This is a genomic window from Kitasatospora sp. NBC_01539 (assembly GCF_045040525.1).
Lineage (GTDB): Bacteria > Actinomycetota > Actinomycetes > Streptomycetales > Streptomycetaceae > Kitasatospora.
On sequence record NZ_CP109390.1, the window covers coordinates 2,427,232 to 2,444,120 of the forward strand.

Below are 16,889 nucleotides of genomic sequence, written 5' to 3' on the forward strand. Positions count from 1 at the left end.
CTGGTGGACGCCCCGGCCCCGATCGCCGGTTCCGCACGGAACGGCACCGCCCCCCGCGCCCCGGCCCCGCGCCGAAACCCCCGCCCCGCGCCCCGGCCCCGCACCGGACACCCCCGCCCCCGCTCGCCGATTGGCCGGAACCGGCCCGTCCGGCGCCCGGAGGGTGGCGTGATCAGGCCACCCGTCGACGGGTGGTGATCACGACCGCCTAGGCTGACATCCGTCGGATCGTCAGATCATCTTTGGAGGTTGCGGTGGGCGAGGACATCAGCTGGGAGCCGGGCGGCAAGCCCTCCGCCGCACTCCGTCCCGAGATCCCGCACCCGGCCCGGATGTACGACTACTACCTCGGCGGCAAGGACAACTTCCCCGCCGACCGCGAGGCCGCCGAACGCGCGCTCGCCGCCAACCCCGAGTTCCGGTCGACCGCCCGCGCCAACCGCGGCTTCCTGCAGCGCGCGGTCCGGCACGTGGCCGGGCTGGGCATCGACCAGTTCCTCGACATCGGCACCGGCATACCCACCGCCGGCAACACCCACGAGACCGCGCAGTCCGTCGACCCCTCGGTCCGCGTCGTCTACGTCGACAACGACCCGATCGTCCTCACCCACGCCCGTGCCCTGATGGCCGGCATGGGGCACGGCCGCACTACCGTCCTGCGGGCCGACCTGCGCGACCCGGCCGCCATCCTCGCCGCCCCCGAGGTCGGGGAACTGCTCGATCCCGACCGGCCGGTCGCGCTCGTGCTCGCCGCGGTGATGCACTTCCTGCGCGACGAGGACGACCCCGCCGGGGTGCTGCGCACGCTGCTCGACGCGCTCGCGCCCGGCAGTCACCTGATCCTCTCGCACGGCACCGCCGACTTCATCCCGGCCGAGGTCCGCGACCGCGTCACCGGCGTGTACAGCAAGGCCACCGCCCCGCTGGTCGGCCGCAGCCGCGCGGAGGTCGAGGGCTTCCTCGACGGCCTGGAGATCCTGGAGCCCGGCGTGGTGACCGTGCCGCTCTGGCGGCCCGAGGGCGAGCCCGCCGAGGGCGCCGACCGGGTCAGCATGTACGGCGCGGTGGCCCGCAAGCCCTGACCCCCGGGGGGCCGGGGCCGGCCGGCGGTGTGGGAGAGTCGGCGCCCCCGGCCGTACGGCCGGCAGGCGTGCGGCCGGACCGAGGAGGCGCCGATGACCAGCGGGAGCGTGCCCGCCGGGCAGGTGCTGGTGGTGGACGACGACGCCGCGATCCGGCGTTCGCTGGAGCGCGGGCTGCGGCTGAGCGGCTTCGCCGTCCGGCTCGCCGCGGACGGCACCGCCGCCCTGGAGAGCGCCGCCGCCGAGCCGCCCGACGTCCTCGTGCTCGACGTCTCGATGCCGGGCCTGGGCGGCGCCGAGGTCTGCCGGGCACTGCGCGCCCGCGGCGACGACACGCCGGTGCTCATGCTCTCCGCGCTCGACGAGCTCGCCGACCGGGTCGCCGGTCTCCAGGCGGGCGCCGACGACTACCTGGTGAAGCCGTTCGCGCTGGAGGAGCTGGTGCTGCGGCTGCACGCGCTGCTCCGCCGCCGACCGGCCCCCGCGGCCTGCGGGGTGCTGCGCGCCGGGCCGCTGCGCGTCCGCCCGGACACCCGGCAGGCCCATCACGGCGACACCGAACTCCAGCTGACCAGGCGCGAGTTCGAGCTGCTCACGCAGTTCGTGCGGAACACCGGTCTGGTGCTCACCCGCGATCAGCTGCTCGACCGCGTCTGGGGTTACGACTTCGAGGTGCGCAGCGACGCCGTCGACACCTTCGTCAGCTACCTGCGCCGCAAGCTGGAGGCCGACGGACGGCCCCGGCTGATCCACACCGTGCGCGGGGTCGGCTTCGTGCTCCGCGTGCCGGGGGACGGCGGTGCCCGGTGAGGCTCTCCACCCGGATCGCCCTGTCGGTGACCGTGCTCGTGCCGCTGCTGGTGCTGGCGGCGGGGCTCCTGCTGCTCGGTCTCGTGCGCCGCGACCTGCTGACCCAGCAGGACGCGCTGCTGCGGTCGCGGGCCTCCGCCGTGCTGCCCGGCGCCCGCACCCTGCTGGCCGCCGACGCCCGCAACCGGCCCCGGGCCGAGCAGAACCAGCAGCGGAGGGTCGTCGACGGCGCGCTCGACTCCGGGGTCCGGCTGGCGGGCGCGGACGGCGCCGTACGGCTCTCGGTGGGCCCGCAGCCCGCCGACTCCGTGGTGCTCCCGGTGGCGGCCGGCGGACCGGTCACCGTGCGGGACGGCGGCACCGCGTGGCGGGTGCTCACCGTGCCGGTGGACGGCGCCGCGCCGGGCACGCTCTGGCTGGTGGAGCCGTCCACCGCCGTCGACCCGCAGGTCAGGGCGGTGCGGCGGCGGGTCGTCCTGGTGGCGCTGCTCGCCGCACCGGTCTCGGGGCTGCTCGCGTTCGCGCTGGCGGGGCGGGCGACGGCCTCGCTGCGGCGGCTCAGCCGGCGGGCGGCGGCCCTCGACCCGCGGGCCGGGGCCGCCGCGCTGGCGCACCGCCCGAGCGGCGTCGCCGAGGTCGACGAACTCGCCTCCGCTCTGGGCCTGTTGCTCACCCGCTACGACGAGCAGGCGGCCCGCACCGCGCAGGCCCTGGACACCGCCCGGTCGTTCTCGTCCGCGGCCGCGCACGAGCTGCGCACCCCGCTGACCGCCATCCGCACCAACCTCGACGTGCTCGGCGCGCATCCCGGTCTGCCGGTCGCCGAGCGCACCGAGATCGTCGGCGAACTCGCCGAGGACCACGGCCGGTTGGAGGATCTGGTGACGGCCCTGCGCACCCTCGCCCTCGGCGACCTGGTCGAGGTCTCGGCCTTCGGCCCGCTCGACCTGGGCGACCTCGTGGAGGCGGCCGCCGCCGAGGCCGGCCGGCGGCACCCGGAGATCCGCGTCGGAACGGCAACGGCCCCCGGCGTCACGGTGTTCGGCTGGGACGCCGGCCTGCGCATCCTGCTGGCCAACCTGATCGGCAACGCCGCCGTGCACGGCCGGTCGGGCCCCGGTCCGGCCCGCGTGACCGTACGCCTGCGGGCGGGGCGCAGCGGTTCGGCCGTGCTCACCGTCGACGACGAGGGTCCCGGCGTCGCACCGGCCGAACGGGCCGCGGTGTTCCGGCGCTTCCACCGGAGCCCGGACAGCCCCGGCTCCGGGCTCGGGCTGACCCTGGTCGCCCAGCAGGCGGCCCTGCACCGCGGCACGGTGACCGTCGCGGAGGGCCCGGGCGGCACCGGCTGCCGCTTCGAGGTGCGGCTGCCGCTGCTGCGGCCGGAGGCGCCGACGCTCGTCCTGCCGCCCCGCCGCGACTGGCTCGCGGGCGCCTGACGCCCGAGCCGGGGCGCACCGGGGCGGACGGCACCCGGCGGACGGCCGGACGCGCGGCGTCGTACCGGCGGCCGGCGTGCACCGACGGGCCCCGCGCCGGATCACAGGGTTTCCACAAGAAGGCCTCCTACGCTCCCCGCGTCAGAAGATGCCCGTGGTAATCGGAGGAGAGACCGCGATGTCCAGGAACCGCACGACCGCCGCCGTCGGCGCGATCGCCCTGGCGGGCGCCCTGCTCGCCACCGCCGCAGCTCCCGCCGGGGCGGCGGAGACGCCGACCGGTGACGGCTCGAAGGCGATCTGCAAGCGCCTGCCGGTGACGCAGGCGCGCCTCGCCAAGGCCGTGAAGCGGCTCGGCGGCGACGCCACGGTGGCCGGATCGGTGGCCCGGCTGGAGAAGCGGGTGGCCGAGGCCAAGGCCGCCGGGCACACCGAGGTGTACACGTACCTCGACAATCGGCTGACCTTCCGCAGGAGCCTGCTGCCCACGCTGGAGGCCCGCCGGGGCGACCTGAAGGCCGTCGCCGACTGGTGCGCGAAGCAGGGCTCGTCCCCGGCGGCGTCCAAGTGACCCGCCGGTCCGGCGCGGCCGCCGTGCTCGCCGCCGCGGCCGTGCTGCTGCTCACCGGCTGCGGCCCGCAGGCGGCCGGCCCCGACCGGGCCGGGCAGGTACGGCAGGACGACGGGCAGGTGCGGCAGGACGACGGGCAGGGCCCGCAGATGCGGCAGAGGCTCGACGCCGCGGAGAGCGCCGCCGCCGCGGCCGACACGGACGCCGCGCAGAACGGCTGACACCCGGCGTCCCCGGCGGCCCGCCCCTCCCCCGGGGCGGGCCGCCGCGCCGTGCGCCGCCCGCGCCGGTGCCCGCCGGACCGGGCCGGATGCCGCCGCCGAACGGGGCACCGCGCCGCCCGCCCGCCGGACGCGGCTTGACGCACCCCGCCCCCGGCGTGAAACGATCGCCCCATGAAGCCCGGCACCACCCTGGTCTGCCGCCTGCACGTCGATCTGCGACGCCAGGCGAGCGACATGTGTGCCTGCTGACGGTCCACCTCCTCCCCGTGCCGTTCTCCGGGGCCCGGACCGTCCGCTCCTGAAGCTCACCCCTCCCCGGCCGGTGTGCCGCCGCACGTGCGCACGCCCGCCGCCCTCCGGCACCCCCGAGGACCCGCCATGAGCCTGGACTTCGCCGTCCCCGCACCGGACGCCACCGCCGCACCCGCGACGGGCGCCCCCGACGACACCTCCCGCCCGCTCTCCCCGGACGCGCTGCGCGCCGTCGTCCGGGAGCTCGCCGCGCAGCCCGACCGGTGGATCCACCGGGTCAGGCTGGCCGGTGACGACCGGTGGTACGAGCGGATCTCCCTGACGGACGATCACGAGGTGTGGCTGATCAGCTGGATGCCCGGCCAGTCGACCGGATTCCACGACCACGGCGGCTCGCGCGGCGCCTTCACGGTGGCGCTCGGCGAGCTGGAGGAGCTGTCGCTCGGCGGCCCGGACGGCGGCCTGACGGTGCGCCGGGTGGCGTCGGGCGACACCCGGGCGTTCGGCCCGGACTACCTGCACGACGTCCGCAACACCTCGGCCGCACCGGCCGTGACGATCCACGCGTACTCGCCGCCGCTCGGCGGGATGTCACGCTACGACCTGCGGGCCGGCGGACTCGTCCGCACCGCACAGGAAGGACCGGAGCAGTGGTGACGACGATCGACGACCTGGTGGCCCGTTCGCGGGAGGGGGTGCACCGGCCCGGGCCGCTGGAGGCGCAGGCCGCGGTGGCGGCCGGAGCGCGGCTGGTGGACATCCGCCCGGCGGCGCAGCGCGCCCGGGAGGGGGAGATCCCCGGCGCCCTGGTCGTCGAGCGCAACGTGCTGGAGTGGCGGCTCGACCCGTCCGGCAGCCATCGCATCCCGGAGGCCACCGGCCACGGGGTCGCCTGGATCGTGGTGTGCTCCGAGGGGTACGCCTCCAGCCTGGCGGCGGCGAGCCTGCGCGAGCTGGGCCTGCACCGGGCGACCGACCTGGACGGCGGCTTCGTCGCCTGGGCGGCGGCCGGCCTGCCCACCGCCCGATCGGACGGCGGGGGTTTGGCGTGACCCCGGCCTGGGGAGCCGATCAGGTGTTCGCCCACCACTTCCGTCCCGTCCGTACCCATGTCACCCGACGTCAGGCCGCTGGGAACCACCTGTGATCACCTTCGAAGGCGCCGGCAAGCGCCACCCGGACGGCACCGTCGCCGTCGAGGGCCTGGACCTCGACGTCCCGGCCGGCCGAATAACCGTGCTGGTCGGGCCGTCCGGCTGCGGCAAGACGACGATCCTCCGCATGGTCAACCGGATGGTCGAGCCGACCTCCGGGAGGGTGCTCCTCGACGGCGCGGACGTCGCCGGGCTGAAGCCCGCCGGACTGCGCCGCGGCATCGGGTACGTCATCCAGCAGGCCGGCCTCTTCCCGCACCGGCGGGTGATCGACAACGTCGCGACGGTGCCGTACCTCCTCGGCCACGACCGCAGGCGGGCCCGGGCCCGGGCCGCCGAACTGCTCGAACTCGTCGGGCTGGCACCGGAGACCGCCCGCCGCTACCCGTACCAGCTCTCCGGCGGGCAGCAGCAGCGCGTCGGTGTGGCCCGCGCCCTGGCCGCCGACCCGCCCGTCCTGCTGATGGACGAGCCGTTCAGCGCGGTCGACCCGCTGGTGCGCGCCGGGCTCCAGGAGGAGCTGCTGCGCCTGCAGTCCGAGCTGCACAAGACCGTGCTGTTCGTGACCCACGACATCGAGGAGGCCGTGCGGCTCGGCGACCACGTGGTGGTGCTCCGCGACCACGGCCGGATCGCCCAGCGGGCCGACCCGCACACCCTGCTCACCGCCCCGGCGGACGACGGCGTCGCCGCCTTCCTCGGCCGCGACCGCGGGCTGCGCGGCCTCGGCCTGCGCCCCGCCTCGGCGGTCGGGCTGCTGCCGGCCGGCACCGTGCTCGGCGGCTGGCGGCTCCTGCTGGACGCCGACGGCCGGCCCGACGCCTGGGAGCAGGACGGCGACCGCCGGCCCGCCCCGCGTTTCGCCCCGGCCGCCGACTCGCTGCGGGTCGCGCTGGACGCCGCCGTGCTGTCCCCCAGCGGCGCCGCGGTCGCCGTCGGCGCCGACGGCCGGGCCACCGGCCTCGCCACCCGCGCGGCCGTCCTCACCGCCCTCGGACCCGAGGCGGAGACCCCGGAGACCGGCGGCACCGGCGGGGAGGACGACGGTGGACGGTGAGCCGATCGTCCGCTGGCACTGGATCGGCGACCACCTCGCGTACCTGCGCGACCTGACCCTCGACCACGCCGTCATCTCGCTCGTGCCGGTGCTGATCGCGCTGGCGGCCGCGGTGCCGCTCGGCCTCGCCTGCGCGCGCTGGCCGCGCCTCTACCAGCCGCTCGCCGCCGTCTTCAACGTCGTGTACGCGCTGCCGTCGCTCGCCGTCTTCGTGGTGCTGATCCCGTACACCGGGCTCGCGACCCGGGCGACCGTCATGGTGCCGCTCACCTTCTACGCGCTGGCCGTGCTGCTGCCGACCACCGTCGACGGGCTGCGCGCCACCCCGGACGCCGTCCGGCAGGCCGCCACCGCCATGGGCTACGGGCCGTGGCACCGGCTGACGGCCGTGGAACTGCCCGCGGCCGTACCGTTCCTGGTGGCCGGGGTGCGGGTCGCCGCGGTCTCGTCCATCTCGCTCGCCGCGGTGGGAGCGCTGGTCGGCCGGGGCGGTCTCGGCTACCTCTTCATCGACGGGTTCCAGCGGACCTTCCCCACCCCGATCGTGGCCGGCATCGCGCTCGTCGCGCTGCTCGCCCTCGTCACCGACCTGCTGCTGGTGCTGGCCCGCCGCCTGCTCGCGCCCTGGGCCTCGGGAGGCACCCGGTGAACTGGACCGGCTGGCTGCACACCTTCTTCACCGCACCGGCCCGGCAGTCCGGGCCGGACGCCGTCGGCCACCGGATCGCCGAGCACCTGGCCCTCTGCGGCGTGGCGCTCCTCTGGTCCGTGGTGCTGGCCGTGCCGCTCGGCCTGCTCATCGGCTACACGGGGCGCGGCACCGTCGTGGTCACCGCGCTGACCGGCGTCGCCCGGGCGCTGCCCACGCTCGGACTCGTCACCCTGGCCGTGCTGCTCGTCGGCGTCGGCGACACCGCCGTCCTCGTCCCGCTGATCGCCCTCTCCGCACCGCCCCTCCTGGTGGCCGCCGCCGAAGGGGTCCGCGGCACCGACCCCGAGGTCCGCGACGCCGCGCTCGGCATCGGCCTGACCCACCCCCAGGTGCTGCGCCAGGTCTGCCTGCCCGCCGCCCTGCCGACCCTGCTGGCCGGGCTGCGCACCGCGACCGTCCAGACCATCGCGACCGCCACCGTCGCCTCGTACGTCGGCCTCGGCGGCCTCGGGCGGTACGTCATCGACGGGCTCGCCACCCGCGACTACCCGGCCACCGCCGGCGGGGCGCTGCTCGTGGTGCTGCTCGCGGTCGCCACCCAACTGCTGTTCGCCGTCCTGATCCGCCTCTCACTCCCGCCGGGCGCCCGCGCACGTCGGTCCTCTCGCACACCCAAGGAATCCACATGACCACCCGTCCGGTCCGTGTCCTCGCCGCCGCAGCCCTCCTGCTCGGTGCGGCCGCGTGCTCCTCCTCCGGCGGCGACCCGCTCGCCGCCCCGACGACGTCCGCCTCCGGCCCCGGGCCCGCCTCCGGCGGCGGCAGCGGGAAGACCGTCGTGGTCGGCTCCGCGAACTTCCCGGAGAACGTCCTGCTCGCCTCGATCTACTCGCAGGCGCTGAAGGCCAAGGGCGTCAGCGTCCAGGAGAAGTTCAACATCGGCAGCCGCGAGGTGCTCTACGGCCAGTTGCAGAGCGGCAACCTGACGGTGCTCCCGGAGTACAACGGCGCCCTGCTCGGCTACCTCGACCCCAAGACCACCGCGGCCGGCACCCAGGCGGTCGACGCCGCGCTGCTGCAGAAGCTGCCGGCCGGGCTGACCATCCTCGACCCGGCCGCCGCCGAGGACAAGGACTCGCTGACGGTCACCCAGGAGAGCGCCGCCAAGCTCGGCCTGAAGTCGATCGCCGACCTGAACGGCAAGGCCGCCGACCTCGTCATCGGCGGCCCGCCGGAGTTCAAGTCGCGCCGCGAGGCGCAGTTCAAGGACGTCTACGGGCTGACCTTCAAGGAGTGGAAGCCCACCGGCGAGACCACCGCGAACGCCCTCAAGGACAACGCCGTGCAGGTCGGCAACGTCTTCACCACCGACCCGCGGCTCGTGCAGCTCAAGCTGGTCGCGCTGGACGACCCGAAGAACGTCTTCAGCGTGCAGAACATCGTCCCGCTGGTCAACAGGGCCGGGATCGACGCCACCGCCACGGCCGCCCTCAACGCCGTCTCCGCCAAGCTCGACACCGCCGGGCTGACCGCCCTCATGACCCGCGTCTCCGTCGACAAGGAGGACCCGTCCGCCGTCGCCGCGGACTGGCTGAAGACCAACGGCCTGAGCTGACCCCACCGCGCCACCCGGCCCCGTCCCGCGACCGCCGCGGGGCGGGGCCGCGCCGTCCGCCCACGACGGCCACCGCGCCCACCCGCGCCCACCGTGCCCGGGGAGGTCGGGCGCTGACGAACAGTTAGGACTCTTGACAGACGACTGGTCCAGACCAAAGATGGTGCCCGTTCCTCCGACCGGGACCGCATCGTGGGGGTGTGACCGCCGGCCGGCTGTGCCTTCCCTGCACCGCCGCACCACCCACCGCACTCACCGTCCCCGTGGAGTACCCATGCGTCTGCACCGGCCGCTCAAGGCCGTCCTCACCAGCTGCGCCACCCTGCTCGCCGCCGCCGGGATCGCCGTCACCGGCGGCGGCGCGGCCCAGGCCGCGACCCCGCTGCCCCAGCACGTCTTCGCCCCCTACTTCGAGGCCTGGACGGGCGAGAGCCCCGCCGCGCTCGCCCAGCAGTCGGGCGCCAAGCACCTGACGATGGCGTTCATCCAGACCGCCGTGGCGGGCTCCTGCACCCCGTACTGGAACGGCGACACCGGCATGCCGATCGCCGCGTCCTCCTTCGGCAGCGACATCGCGGCGATCCGCGCCGCCGGCGGCGACGTCATCCCGTCGCTCGGCGGCTACACCGCCGACACCACCGGCACCGAGCTCGCCGACAGCTGCACCGACGTCAACCAGATCGCCGCCGCCTACGAGCACCTGATCACCACCTACGAGATCAGCCGGATCGACCTCGACATCGAGGTCGACTCGCTCGACAACACCGCGGGCATCGACCGCCGCAACAAGGCGATCAAGCTGACCCAGGACTGGGCCGCCGCCAACGGCCGCTCCGTCCAGTTCTCCTACACCCTGCCGACGACCACGAGCGGGCTCGCCGCGAGCGGCCTCGCCGTGCTGAAGAACGCCGTGCAGAACAACGCCCGGATCGACGTCGTCAACCTCATGACGTTCGACTACTACGACAACGCCGCGCACAACATGGCGACCGACACCCAGACCGCCGCCACCGGCCTGTACAACCAGCTCGCCAAGCTCTACCCCACCAGGACCGCGGCGCAGCTGTGGGCCTCGATCGGCATCACCGAGATGATCGGCGTCGACGACTTCGGCCCGGCCGAGACCTTCACCCTGGCCAACGCCACGACGGTCTACAACTGGGCCGTCTCCAAGGGCATCAACGAGCTGTCGTTCTGGGCGCTCCAGCGCGACAACGGCAGCTGCGCGGGCGGCGCCGCCGCCGACGGCTGCTCCGGCATCGCCCAGAACACCTGGGACTTCAGCCACGTCTTCGCACCCTTCACCTCCGGCAGCGGCCCCGTCACCAACGACTTCTCGGTCGCGCTCAGCCCCGCCGCGGGCAGCGTGACCGCGGGTGCGGGCACCACCGCCACGGTGAACACCGCCGTCACCGCGGGCGCGGCGCAGACGGTCGCCCTCACGGTGACCGGCGCCCCGGCCGGGGTCACCGCCACCCTCGGCGCGTCCTCGGTGACCGCCGGCGCGTCCACCACCCTGACCGTTGCCACCACCGCGGCCACCGCCCCCGGCACCTACCCGCTCACGGTCACCGGCACCGCGGCCACCGGCAGCCACGGCACCACCTACACGCTGACCGTGCAGGGCACCGGCGGCGGCACCGGATCCGTCGTCAACGGCGGCCTGGAGGGCGGCTCGCTCGCCCCCTGGACCTGCCAGAGCGGCGGCGCCGTGGTCACCGCCCCGGCCCGTACGGGCGGCCACGCCCTGCTCGCCGCGGCGACCTCCGGCCAGACCGGCGAGTGCGCCCAGAGCGTGACGCTGGCCCCCAACCACGCCTACACGCTGACCGCGTGGGTGCAGGGCGGCTACGCCTTCGCCGGCGTGAGCGGCGGCGCCACCGCCTCCACCTGGACGTCCTCGACCGGCTGGACCAAGCTCACCGTGCCCTTCACCACCGGCGCGAACGGCACCGTCTCCGTCTACCTGCACGGCTGGTTCGGCCAGGGCAGCGTCTACGGCGACGACTTCTCCATCGTCTGACCCGCACCGCATGCCCGAGGGGCCCGCCCGGTACTCCGGGCGGGCCCCCTCGCGTCGGCGGCGACCGTACGGGCCCCGGGCCGTCCGGCCCGCGGGCTCAGTCCGCCGCGGGCCCGGTGGCGGCCGGCCGCCAGGGCCGGCACAGCACCAGGAAGGCCGTCAGCGACAGCAGCGCCGAGACGAGCACCACGAGGCCGAGCGCGAGGGCGGAGGGGTGGCCGGCCACGCTGCTCAGCGGCGCGACGACGGCGCCGCACAGGAAGGTGGACAGGCCGAGGAGGGCGGAGGCCGAGCCGGCCGCGTGCGGGGCGAGGGTGAGGGCCTGCGCCGAGGAGTTCGGGCCGACGATGCCCATCGAGGCCATCAGCAGGCACATCGCCGGGCAGACGGCGACCAGCCCGGCATCCCACACGCCGGTGGCCAGCGTCAGCACGAGCCCGGCGAGGACGGCCCCGCCCAGCCCGGTGAGCATCAGCGACGCCGGCCGCAGCCGGGTGACGAGCACCCGGCCGTTGAGCTGGGTGGTGGCCATCAGGGCCACGGAGTTGACGGCGAAGAGCAGGCTGTAGGCCTGCGGCGAGACGTGGTAGACCTCCTGCAGCACCGTGGACGACCCGGCGACGTACCCGAACAGGGCGCCGAAGGAGAACGTCGTGGTGGCGGTGAACCCGACGAACCGGCGGTTGCGCAGCAGCCCGCCGATCGCCCGGACGGTGGTCGACAGGCCGCCGCCGTGGCGCCGTTCGGGCGGCAGCGACTCGCGCAGCCAGAGGGCGGCCACCACGGTCAGCAGCACGCCGAAGGCCGCGAGCACCGCGAAGCTCCCCCGCCAGGAGGTGACGTGGAGCAGCTGCGCGCCCAGCACGGGGGCGACGATCGGGGCGAGGCCGGAGATCATCGCCAGCGAGGCCATGAAGCGGATCATGGCGACGCCCTCGTACCGGTCGCGGGCGACCGCGCGGGAGATGACGAGCCCGGCCGCACCCGCCGCGCCCTGCACGAACCGGGCCACGATCAGCACCGGCACGCTCGGGGCCAGCGCGCAGACGACGGTGGCGAGCGCGTAGAGGCCCATGCCGGCCAGCAGCGGGCGGCGGCGGCCGAGGCGGTCGCTCATCGGGCCGAAGAGCAGCTGCCCGGCGGCCATGCCCAGGAGGGATCCGGTGAGCGTGAGCTGGACGGCGGGCGCGGTCGAGCCCAGGTCGTCGGTGAGCGCGGGGAGGGCCGGCAGGTAGAGGTCGGTGGTGAGCGGCCCGAGCGCGACGAGGCTGCCGAGCACGGCGACGGTGGCCCGGCCCGGCTTCCCGGCGCCCGCCGTCGCGGGGGGCGCCGAGAGGGAGCGGCCGCCCCCGGCGTCTACGGTCGGGCCTGCCATGGAGCTCCTCGGGTGGTCGGGATTCGTACCCTAACCCGCGGCGTCCGGGACGGGCTCGGCGCGGAACTCCCGGACGACGTCGATGGTGCCGACGATGTGCCGGTTGAACTCCGCCAGCTCCTCGGCCGGGACCCACAGCTCCAGGACGGTCTCGCCGCCGACCTGCCGGACGGGGAAGCGGGCGAGGTAGGCGCTCTCCACCTCGAAGCGCGTGACGAATCCGGCGCCGGAGGCGGGCACGTTCCAGTCCCGGGCGATCCGGACGGCGTAGTCCTCGTTCAGCACCGGGTAGAAGATCGGCTGCTCGGGCAGCCGCGGCGGCCAGGCGCGCCACCCGGCGGCCTCGACGAGCGCGAGCTCGGTCGGGCCGGTGGGGCGCCAGAGCGTGGTGGTCTCCATGGCGCCCCACCGTACGGACCGCCGCGGCCCCGCCGCGAACCCTTTTCGGCGGGGCCGCTGCGGGGCCGCGATGGGCCCGGCGGCGCGTCAGCGGTACGCGGACTCGCCGGTCACCGCCTCGCCGAGGACGAGCGTGTGGATCTCGCTCGTGCCCTCGTAGGTGAGCACCGACTCCAGGTTGTTGGCGTGCCGCAGCACCGGGTACGCGGTGGTGATGCCGTTGGCGCCGAGCACGGTGCGGGCCGAGCGGGCGATCTCCAGGGCGGTGCGGACGTTGTTGAGCTTGCCGAAGCTGATGTGGGCGGGCAGGCTGCGGCCCTCGTCCTTGAGCCGGCCGATCCGGAGGGCCACGAGGTAGGCCTTCTCCAGCTCCAGGACCATCTCGACGAGCTTCTCCTGCGTCAGCTGGAAGGCGGCGATGGGCCGGTCGAACTGGATGCGGCTCTTGGCGTAGTCGAGGGCGGCGGTGTAGCAGTCGCGGGCGGCGCCGACGGTGCCCCACAGGATGCCGTACCGGGCCTCGCCGAGGGAGGAGAGCGGGGCGCGCAGGCCGCGGGCGCCGGGGAGGACGGCGTCGGCGGGGAGCACGACGCCGTCGAGGGCGAGCTCGCTGGTGACGGAGGCCCGCAGCGAGAGCTTGCCGTGGATGTCGGTGGCGGTGAAGCCGGGGGTGCCGCGGGGCACGAGGAAGCCGCGGACGCCGTCGGCGGTCTGCGCCCAGACGACGGCGACGTCGGCGACCGAGCCGTTGGTGATCCACATCTTGGAGCCGTCGAGCACCCAGTCGTCGCCGCGGCGGCGGGCCCGGGTGCGCATGTTGGCCGGGTCGGAGCCGAAGTCGGGCTCGGTGAGGCCGAAGCAGCCGATCGCCCGGCCGGCGGCGAGTCCGGGCAGCCACTGCTGCTTCTGCTCCTCGGAGCCGAAGGCGTGGATCGAGCGCATGGCGAGCGAGCCCTGCACGGAGACGAAGCTGCGCAGGCCGGAGTCGGCGGCCTCCAGCTCCATGCAGGCGACGCCGTACTCGACGGCGGTGGAGCCGGTGCAGCCGTAGCCGTCGAGGTGCATGCCGAGGACGCCGAGCCGGCCGAGTTCGGGGGCGAGTTCGCGGACGGGGAAGACGCCCCGCTCGAACCAGTCGGCGATGTGCGGGCGGATCCGGTCGTCGGTGAACTTCCGCACGGTGTCGCGGATGAGGCGCTCCTCGTCGGTGAGGAGTTCGCCGACGGCGAGCAGGTCGGCGGGGTCGAGGCGGGGGGTGGTGGCCATGCTGCGGTCTCTCCTCCGGGCGGGGCGGCGCGAACGGCGTGCGGCGGCCGCGGCGGGCCGCGGCGACGAGTATCGCGCACCGGGGCTACCCGCCGGTAGGCGTCCCCGGGCCGGGCCTCGCGGGTTCCGGACGCGGGGCGCGCAGCGCGGCTTCGGCGAAGTTCGCCCAGTGCGCGGCGGCGACCGGCGGGATGCAGACCCAGTCCTCCAGCGGGACGGCCCCGCCCGCGGGGTGGAAGAGGTGGGCGCCGGGCACCCGCAGGGCCTCGGCGAGGGCGGGGCTGTCCCGCCCGAGCCGGCAGACGAGCTCGCCGCCGTACAGGCCCGCGAAGGCCTCGCCGAGGGCGTCCCGGAGGCAGGGCATGCCGTACAGCCGTGCCGGGGCGGCGCCGTGCGGCAGCAGGCCCTCGGCGATCTCCGCGTAGCACGCGGCCGGGTCGGGTCGGTCCGTCATGGCGCCATGGTGCATCGCGGCCCGGAGGCCGGGCCCGCGCCACGCGGGCGGTGCACCGCCGGGGCCCGGACCTTGAGCCGCCGCCCGGCACATGTAAGGATTGGCACCCGTGAGCACTCCTGTACACGGGCTTCCCGCGTCGCCGCTGCGCGTCGCCGTCGCCCAGGCCCCGCTCGTCCCGCTGGACGTCGCCGCGAACACCGCGACCGCCGCCGCGCTGGTGCGCCGGGCCGCGGCCGAGGGGGCCCGGCTGCTCCTGCTGTCCGAGCTGTTCCTCACCGGCTACGAGCCGGCCGCGATCGCCGCCGACCCGGACACCCTCACCCTCGCCCCCGGCGACCCCCGGCTCGCCCCGCTGGCCGCGGCCTGCGCGGAGACGGGTACGGCGGTGGTGGTCGGCGCCCCCGTCCGCGCCGCCGGCACCGGCGCGCTGCACATCGCCGCCCTCGTGCTGGACGGCGCCGGCCGGCTCGCCGCGGTCTACCGCAAGGAGTTCACCACGCCGAACGAACGGGCCGCCGGGTTCTCCCGCGGCGCGGGCGGCAGCACCGTGGAGCTGGACGGCTGGCGGCTGGGCCTCGGCGTCTGCTGGGACAGCGGCTTCCCCGAGCACGCCCGCGCCGCGGCCCTCGACGGCGCGCACGCCTACCTGGTCGGCGCGCTCTTCGGCACCGGCCCCGGCGCCCACCAGCGGCGGACGGTGTTCCCCGCCCGCGCCCTCGACAACACCCTCTACGTGCTGCTCGCCAACCACGTCGGGCCCGCCGGCCCGTACACCGGGTGCGGCGGCAGCGCGGTGTGGGGCCCGGACGGGCACCTGCTGGCGGAGGCCGCGGAGGACGCGCCCGGCCTGCTGACCGTCGCGCTCGACCCGGCGGTGCTGGCCGGGGCGCGGGCCGACGACCCGGTGCTCGTCGAGCCGGGCCTCACCGCCGCGACCGTCCGGAGCACGGCGCGGCTCGGCTGAGCCGGGGCCGGCCGGGGCCGGCGGGGCAGGATTGGTCCGAGGCCGGGCAGGGCGCGGAAATACCGCGGCCCCCGGCACGGCTGTGCTGTCCAGGAGGTGGCCCCATGGGCGACGAGGAAGAGTTCCGGGTCGAGCACGACTCGATGGGCGAGGTCCGGGTGCCGGCGACGGCCAGGTGGCAGGCGCAGACGCAGCGGGCGGTGGAGAACTTCCCGGTGTCCGGCCGGCCGCTGGAGCGCGCCCACATCGCCGCGCTCGCGCGGATCAAGGCGGCCGCCGCGCAGGTCAACGCGGAGCTCGGCGTGCTGGAGGCCGACACCGCGGAGGCGATCCGGCTGGCGGCGGAGGAGGTGGCGGCGGGCCGCTGGGACGACCAGTTCCCGGTGGACGTCTTCCAGACCGGCTCCGGCACCTCGTCCAACATGAACGCCAACGAGGTCATCGCCACCCTCGCCGCCGAGCGGCTCGGCCGTCCGGTGCACCCGAACGACCATGTCAACGCGAGCCAGTCGTCCAACGACGTGTTCCCGTCGTCCATCCACATCGCGGCGACGGCGGCGGTGACCGGCGAGCTGGTGCCGGCGCTGGAACACCTCGCGGCGGCGCTGGAGCGGAAGGCCGTGGAGTTCGCCGAGGTGGTCAAGTCCGGTCGTACGCACCTGATGGACGCCACGCCGGTCACCCTCGGCCAGGAGTTCGGCGGCTACGCGGCGCAGGTCCGGTACGGCGTGGAGCGGCTGCGGGCGACACTCCCCCGGGTCGCCGAACTCCCGCTCGGCGGTACGGCGGTGGGCACCGGGATCAACACCCCGCCGGGTTTCCCGGCGGCGGTGGTCGCGGCACTCGCCCGGGCCACCGGCCTGCCCCTGACGGAGGCCCGGGACCACTTCGAGGCGCAGGGCGCCCGCGACGGACTGGTCGAGCTGAGCGGGCAGTTGAAGACGATCGCGGTGGGCTTCACGAAGATCGCGAACGACCTGCGCTGGATGGGCTCGGGCCCGCGCACCGGCCTCGGCGAGATCAACCTGCCCGACCTGCAGCCCGGTTCGTCGATCATGCCCGGTAAGGTCAACCCGGTGCTGCCGGAGGTGGTGCTGATGGTCGCCGCGCAGGTCGTCGGCAACGACACCACGGTGACGGTGGCCGGCGCGAGCGGCAACTTCGAGCTGAACGTCATGCTGCCGGTGATCGCCCGGAACGTCCTGGAGTCGGTGCGGCTGCTGGCCACCAGCGCCCGGCTGCTGGCCGACCGGACGGTCGACGGGGTGACGGCCAACGCCGAACGGGCCCGCGAGTACGCCGAGTCCTCGCCGTCCGTGGTCACGCCGCTCAACCGCTGGATCGGCTACGAGGAGGCGGCGAAGGTCGCGAAGCAGTCGCTGGCGGAGCGGAAGACGATCCGCCAGGTGGTGCTGGAGCGCGGCTACGTCGAGCGGGGCCTGCTGACGGAGCGACAGCTCGACGAGGCGCTGGACGTGCTGCGGATGACCCGGCCCTGAGGCCGCCGCGACGCGAGGGTGCGGCCCCCGGCGGGGGCCGCACCCGTTCT

The 16,889-nt window shown here is 75.6% G+C and carries 18 protein-coding genes; 14 read left to right on the forward strand and 4 right to left on the reverse strand.

What is annotated here, in order from left to right; translation table 11 throughout:
• Window positions 1-266: 266 nt before the first annotated feature.
• From OG335_RS10410 to OG335_RS10465, 12 genes are all read left to right on the forward strand, one after another.
• Entirely contained in the window at window positions 267-1,082 is an 816-nt protein-coding gene (locus OG335_RS10410) for an SAM-dependent methyltransferase (RefSeq protein WP_405015351.1), read from the forward strand.
• 93 nt (window positions 1,083-1,175) lie between these two features.
• Window positions 1,176-1,892: a response regulator transcription factor gene (locus OG335_RS10415; protein ID WP_405010780.1), complete on the forward strand. Its 717-nt coding sequence runs from the start codon at window positions 1,176-1,178 to the stop codon at window positions 1,890-1,892.
• The gene (locus OG335_RS10420; RefSeq protein WP_405010781.1) at window positions 1,889-3,331 is read left to right on the forward strand and encodes a sensor histidine kinase; all 1,443 of its coding nucleotides are present in this window, start codon (window positions 1,889-1,891) and stop codon (window positions 3,329-3,331) included. Before OG335_RS10415 ends, OG335_RS10420 begins: the two co-directional genes overlap by 4 nt.
• 178 nt (window positions 3,332-3,509) lie before the next feature.
• Window positions 3,510-3,902, forward strand: a complete 393-nt coding sequence (locus tag OG335_RS10425; RefSeq protein ID WP_405010782.1) for a hypothetical protein — start codon at window positions 3,510-3,512, stop codon at window positions 3,900-3,902.
• Complete coding sequence (locus OG335_RS10430; RefSeq protein WP_405010783.1) at window positions 3,899-4,123, forward strand: hypothetical protein; 225 nt, start codon at window positions 3,899-3,901, stop codon at window positions 4,121-4,123. The genes OG335_RS10425 and OG335_RS10430 overlap by 4 nt, the downstream gene beginning before the upstream one ends.
• Window positions 4,124-4,504: 381 nt before the next feature.
• Window positions 4,505-5,035, forward strand: coding sequence for a cysteine dioxygenase (locus OG335_RS10435; RefSeq protein WP_405010784.1), 531 nt, complete (start codon window positions 4,505-4,507; stop codon window positions 5,033-5,035).
• Window positions 5,029-5,430, forward strand: coding sequence for a rhodanese-like domain-containing protein (locus OG335_RS10440; protein WP_405010785.1), 402 nt, complete (start codon window positions 5,029-5,031; stop codon window positions 5,428-5,430). The genes OG335_RS10435 and OG335_RS10440 overlap by 7 nt, the downstream gene beginning before the upstream one ends.
• A gap of 91 nt (window positions 5,431-5,521) precedes the next feature.
• Window positions 5,522-6,589 (forward strand): ABC transporter ATP-binding protein, encoded by a 1,068-nt coding sequence (locus OG335_RS10445; RefSeq protein ID WP_405010786.1) that lies wholly within the window; start codon window positions 5,522-5,524, stop codon window positions 6,587-6,589.
• Complete coding sequence (locus tag OG335_RS10450) at window positions 6,579-7,238, forward strand: ABC transporter permease (protein WP_405010787.1); 660 nt, start codon at window positions 6,579-6,581, stop codon at window positions 7,236-7,238. Before OG335_RS10445 ends, OG335_RS10450 begins: the two co-directional genes overlap by 11 nt.
• Entirely contained in the window at window positions 7,235-7,930 is a 696-nt protein-coding gene (locus OG335_RS10455) for an ABC transporter permease (protein ID WP_405010788.1), read from the forward strand. The genes OG335_RS10450 and OG335_RS10455 overlap by 4 nt, the downstream gene beginning before the upstream one ends.
• The gene (locus OG335_RS10460) at window positions 7,927-8,856 is read left to right on the forward strand and encodes an ABC transporter substrate-binding protein (RefSeq protein ID WP_405010789.1); all 930 of its coding nucleotides are present in this window, start codon (window positions 7,927-7,929) and stop codon (window positions 8,854-8,856) included. Before OG335_RS10455 ends, OG335_RS10460 begins: the two co-directional genes overlap by 4 nt.
• Before the next feature lie 274 nt (window positions 8,857-9,130).
• Complete coding sequence (locus tag OG335_RS10465; RefSeq protein WP_405010790.1) at window positions 9,131-10,879, forward strand: glycosyl hydrolase family 18 protein; 1,749 nt, start codon at window positions 9,131-9,133, stop codon at window positions 10,877-10,879.
• A gap of 97 nt (window positions 10,880-10,976) precedes the next feature.
• Here the strand turns inward: OG335_RS10465 and OG335_RS10470 are convergent, their stop codons facing one another.
• From OG335_RS10470 to OG335_RS10485, 4 genes are all read right to left on the reverse strand, one after another.
• Entirely contained in the window at window positions 10,977-12,254 is a 1,278-nt protein-coding gene (locus tag OG335_RS10470; RefSeq protein ID WP_405010791.1) for a multidrug effflux MFS transporter, read from the reverse strand.
• Between the two features lie 30 nt (window positions 12,255-12,284).
• On the reverse strand, window positions 12,285-12,653 hold the full coding sequence (locus OG335_RS10475; protein ID WP_405010792.1) for a hypothetical protein: 369 nt from the start codon (window positions 12,651-12,653) through the stop codon (window positions 12,285-12,287).
• Between the two features lie 87 nt (window positions 12,654-12,740).
• Window positions 12,741-13,919 carry an acyl-CoA dehydrogenase family protein gene (locus OG335_RS10480; protein WP_405010793.1) on the reverse strand — a complete coding sequence of 393 codons (1,179 nt, stop codon included), beginning with the start codon at window positions 13,917-13,919 and terminating at the stop codon, window positions 12,741-12,743.
• An 85-nt stretch (window positions 13,920-14,004) separates the two neighbouring features.
• Window positions 14,005-14,373, reverse strand: coding sequence for a hypothetical protein (locus tag OG335_RS10485; protein WP_405010794.1), 369 nt, complete (start codon window positions 14,371-14,373; stop codon window positions 14,005-14,007).
• A 109-nt stretch (window positions 14,374-14,482) separates the two neighbouring features.
• Here OG335_RS10485 and OG335_RS10490 point away from each other — a divergent pair, with 109 nt between their 5' ends.
• On the forward strand, window positions 14,483-15,340 hold the full coding sequence (locus OG335_RS10490) for a carbon-nitrogen hydrolase family protein (protein WP_405010795.1): 858 nt from the start codon (window positions 14,483-14,485) through the stop codon (window positions 15,338-15,340).
• 104 nt (window positions 15,341-15,444) lie between these two features.
• Window positions 15,445-16,839, forward strand: coding sequence for a class II fumarate hydratase (locus OG335_RS10495; RefSeq protein WP_405010796.1), 1,395 nt, complete (start codon window positions 15,445-15,447; stop codon window positions 16,837-16,839).
• Window positions 16,840-16,889: the final 50 nt, after the last annotated feature.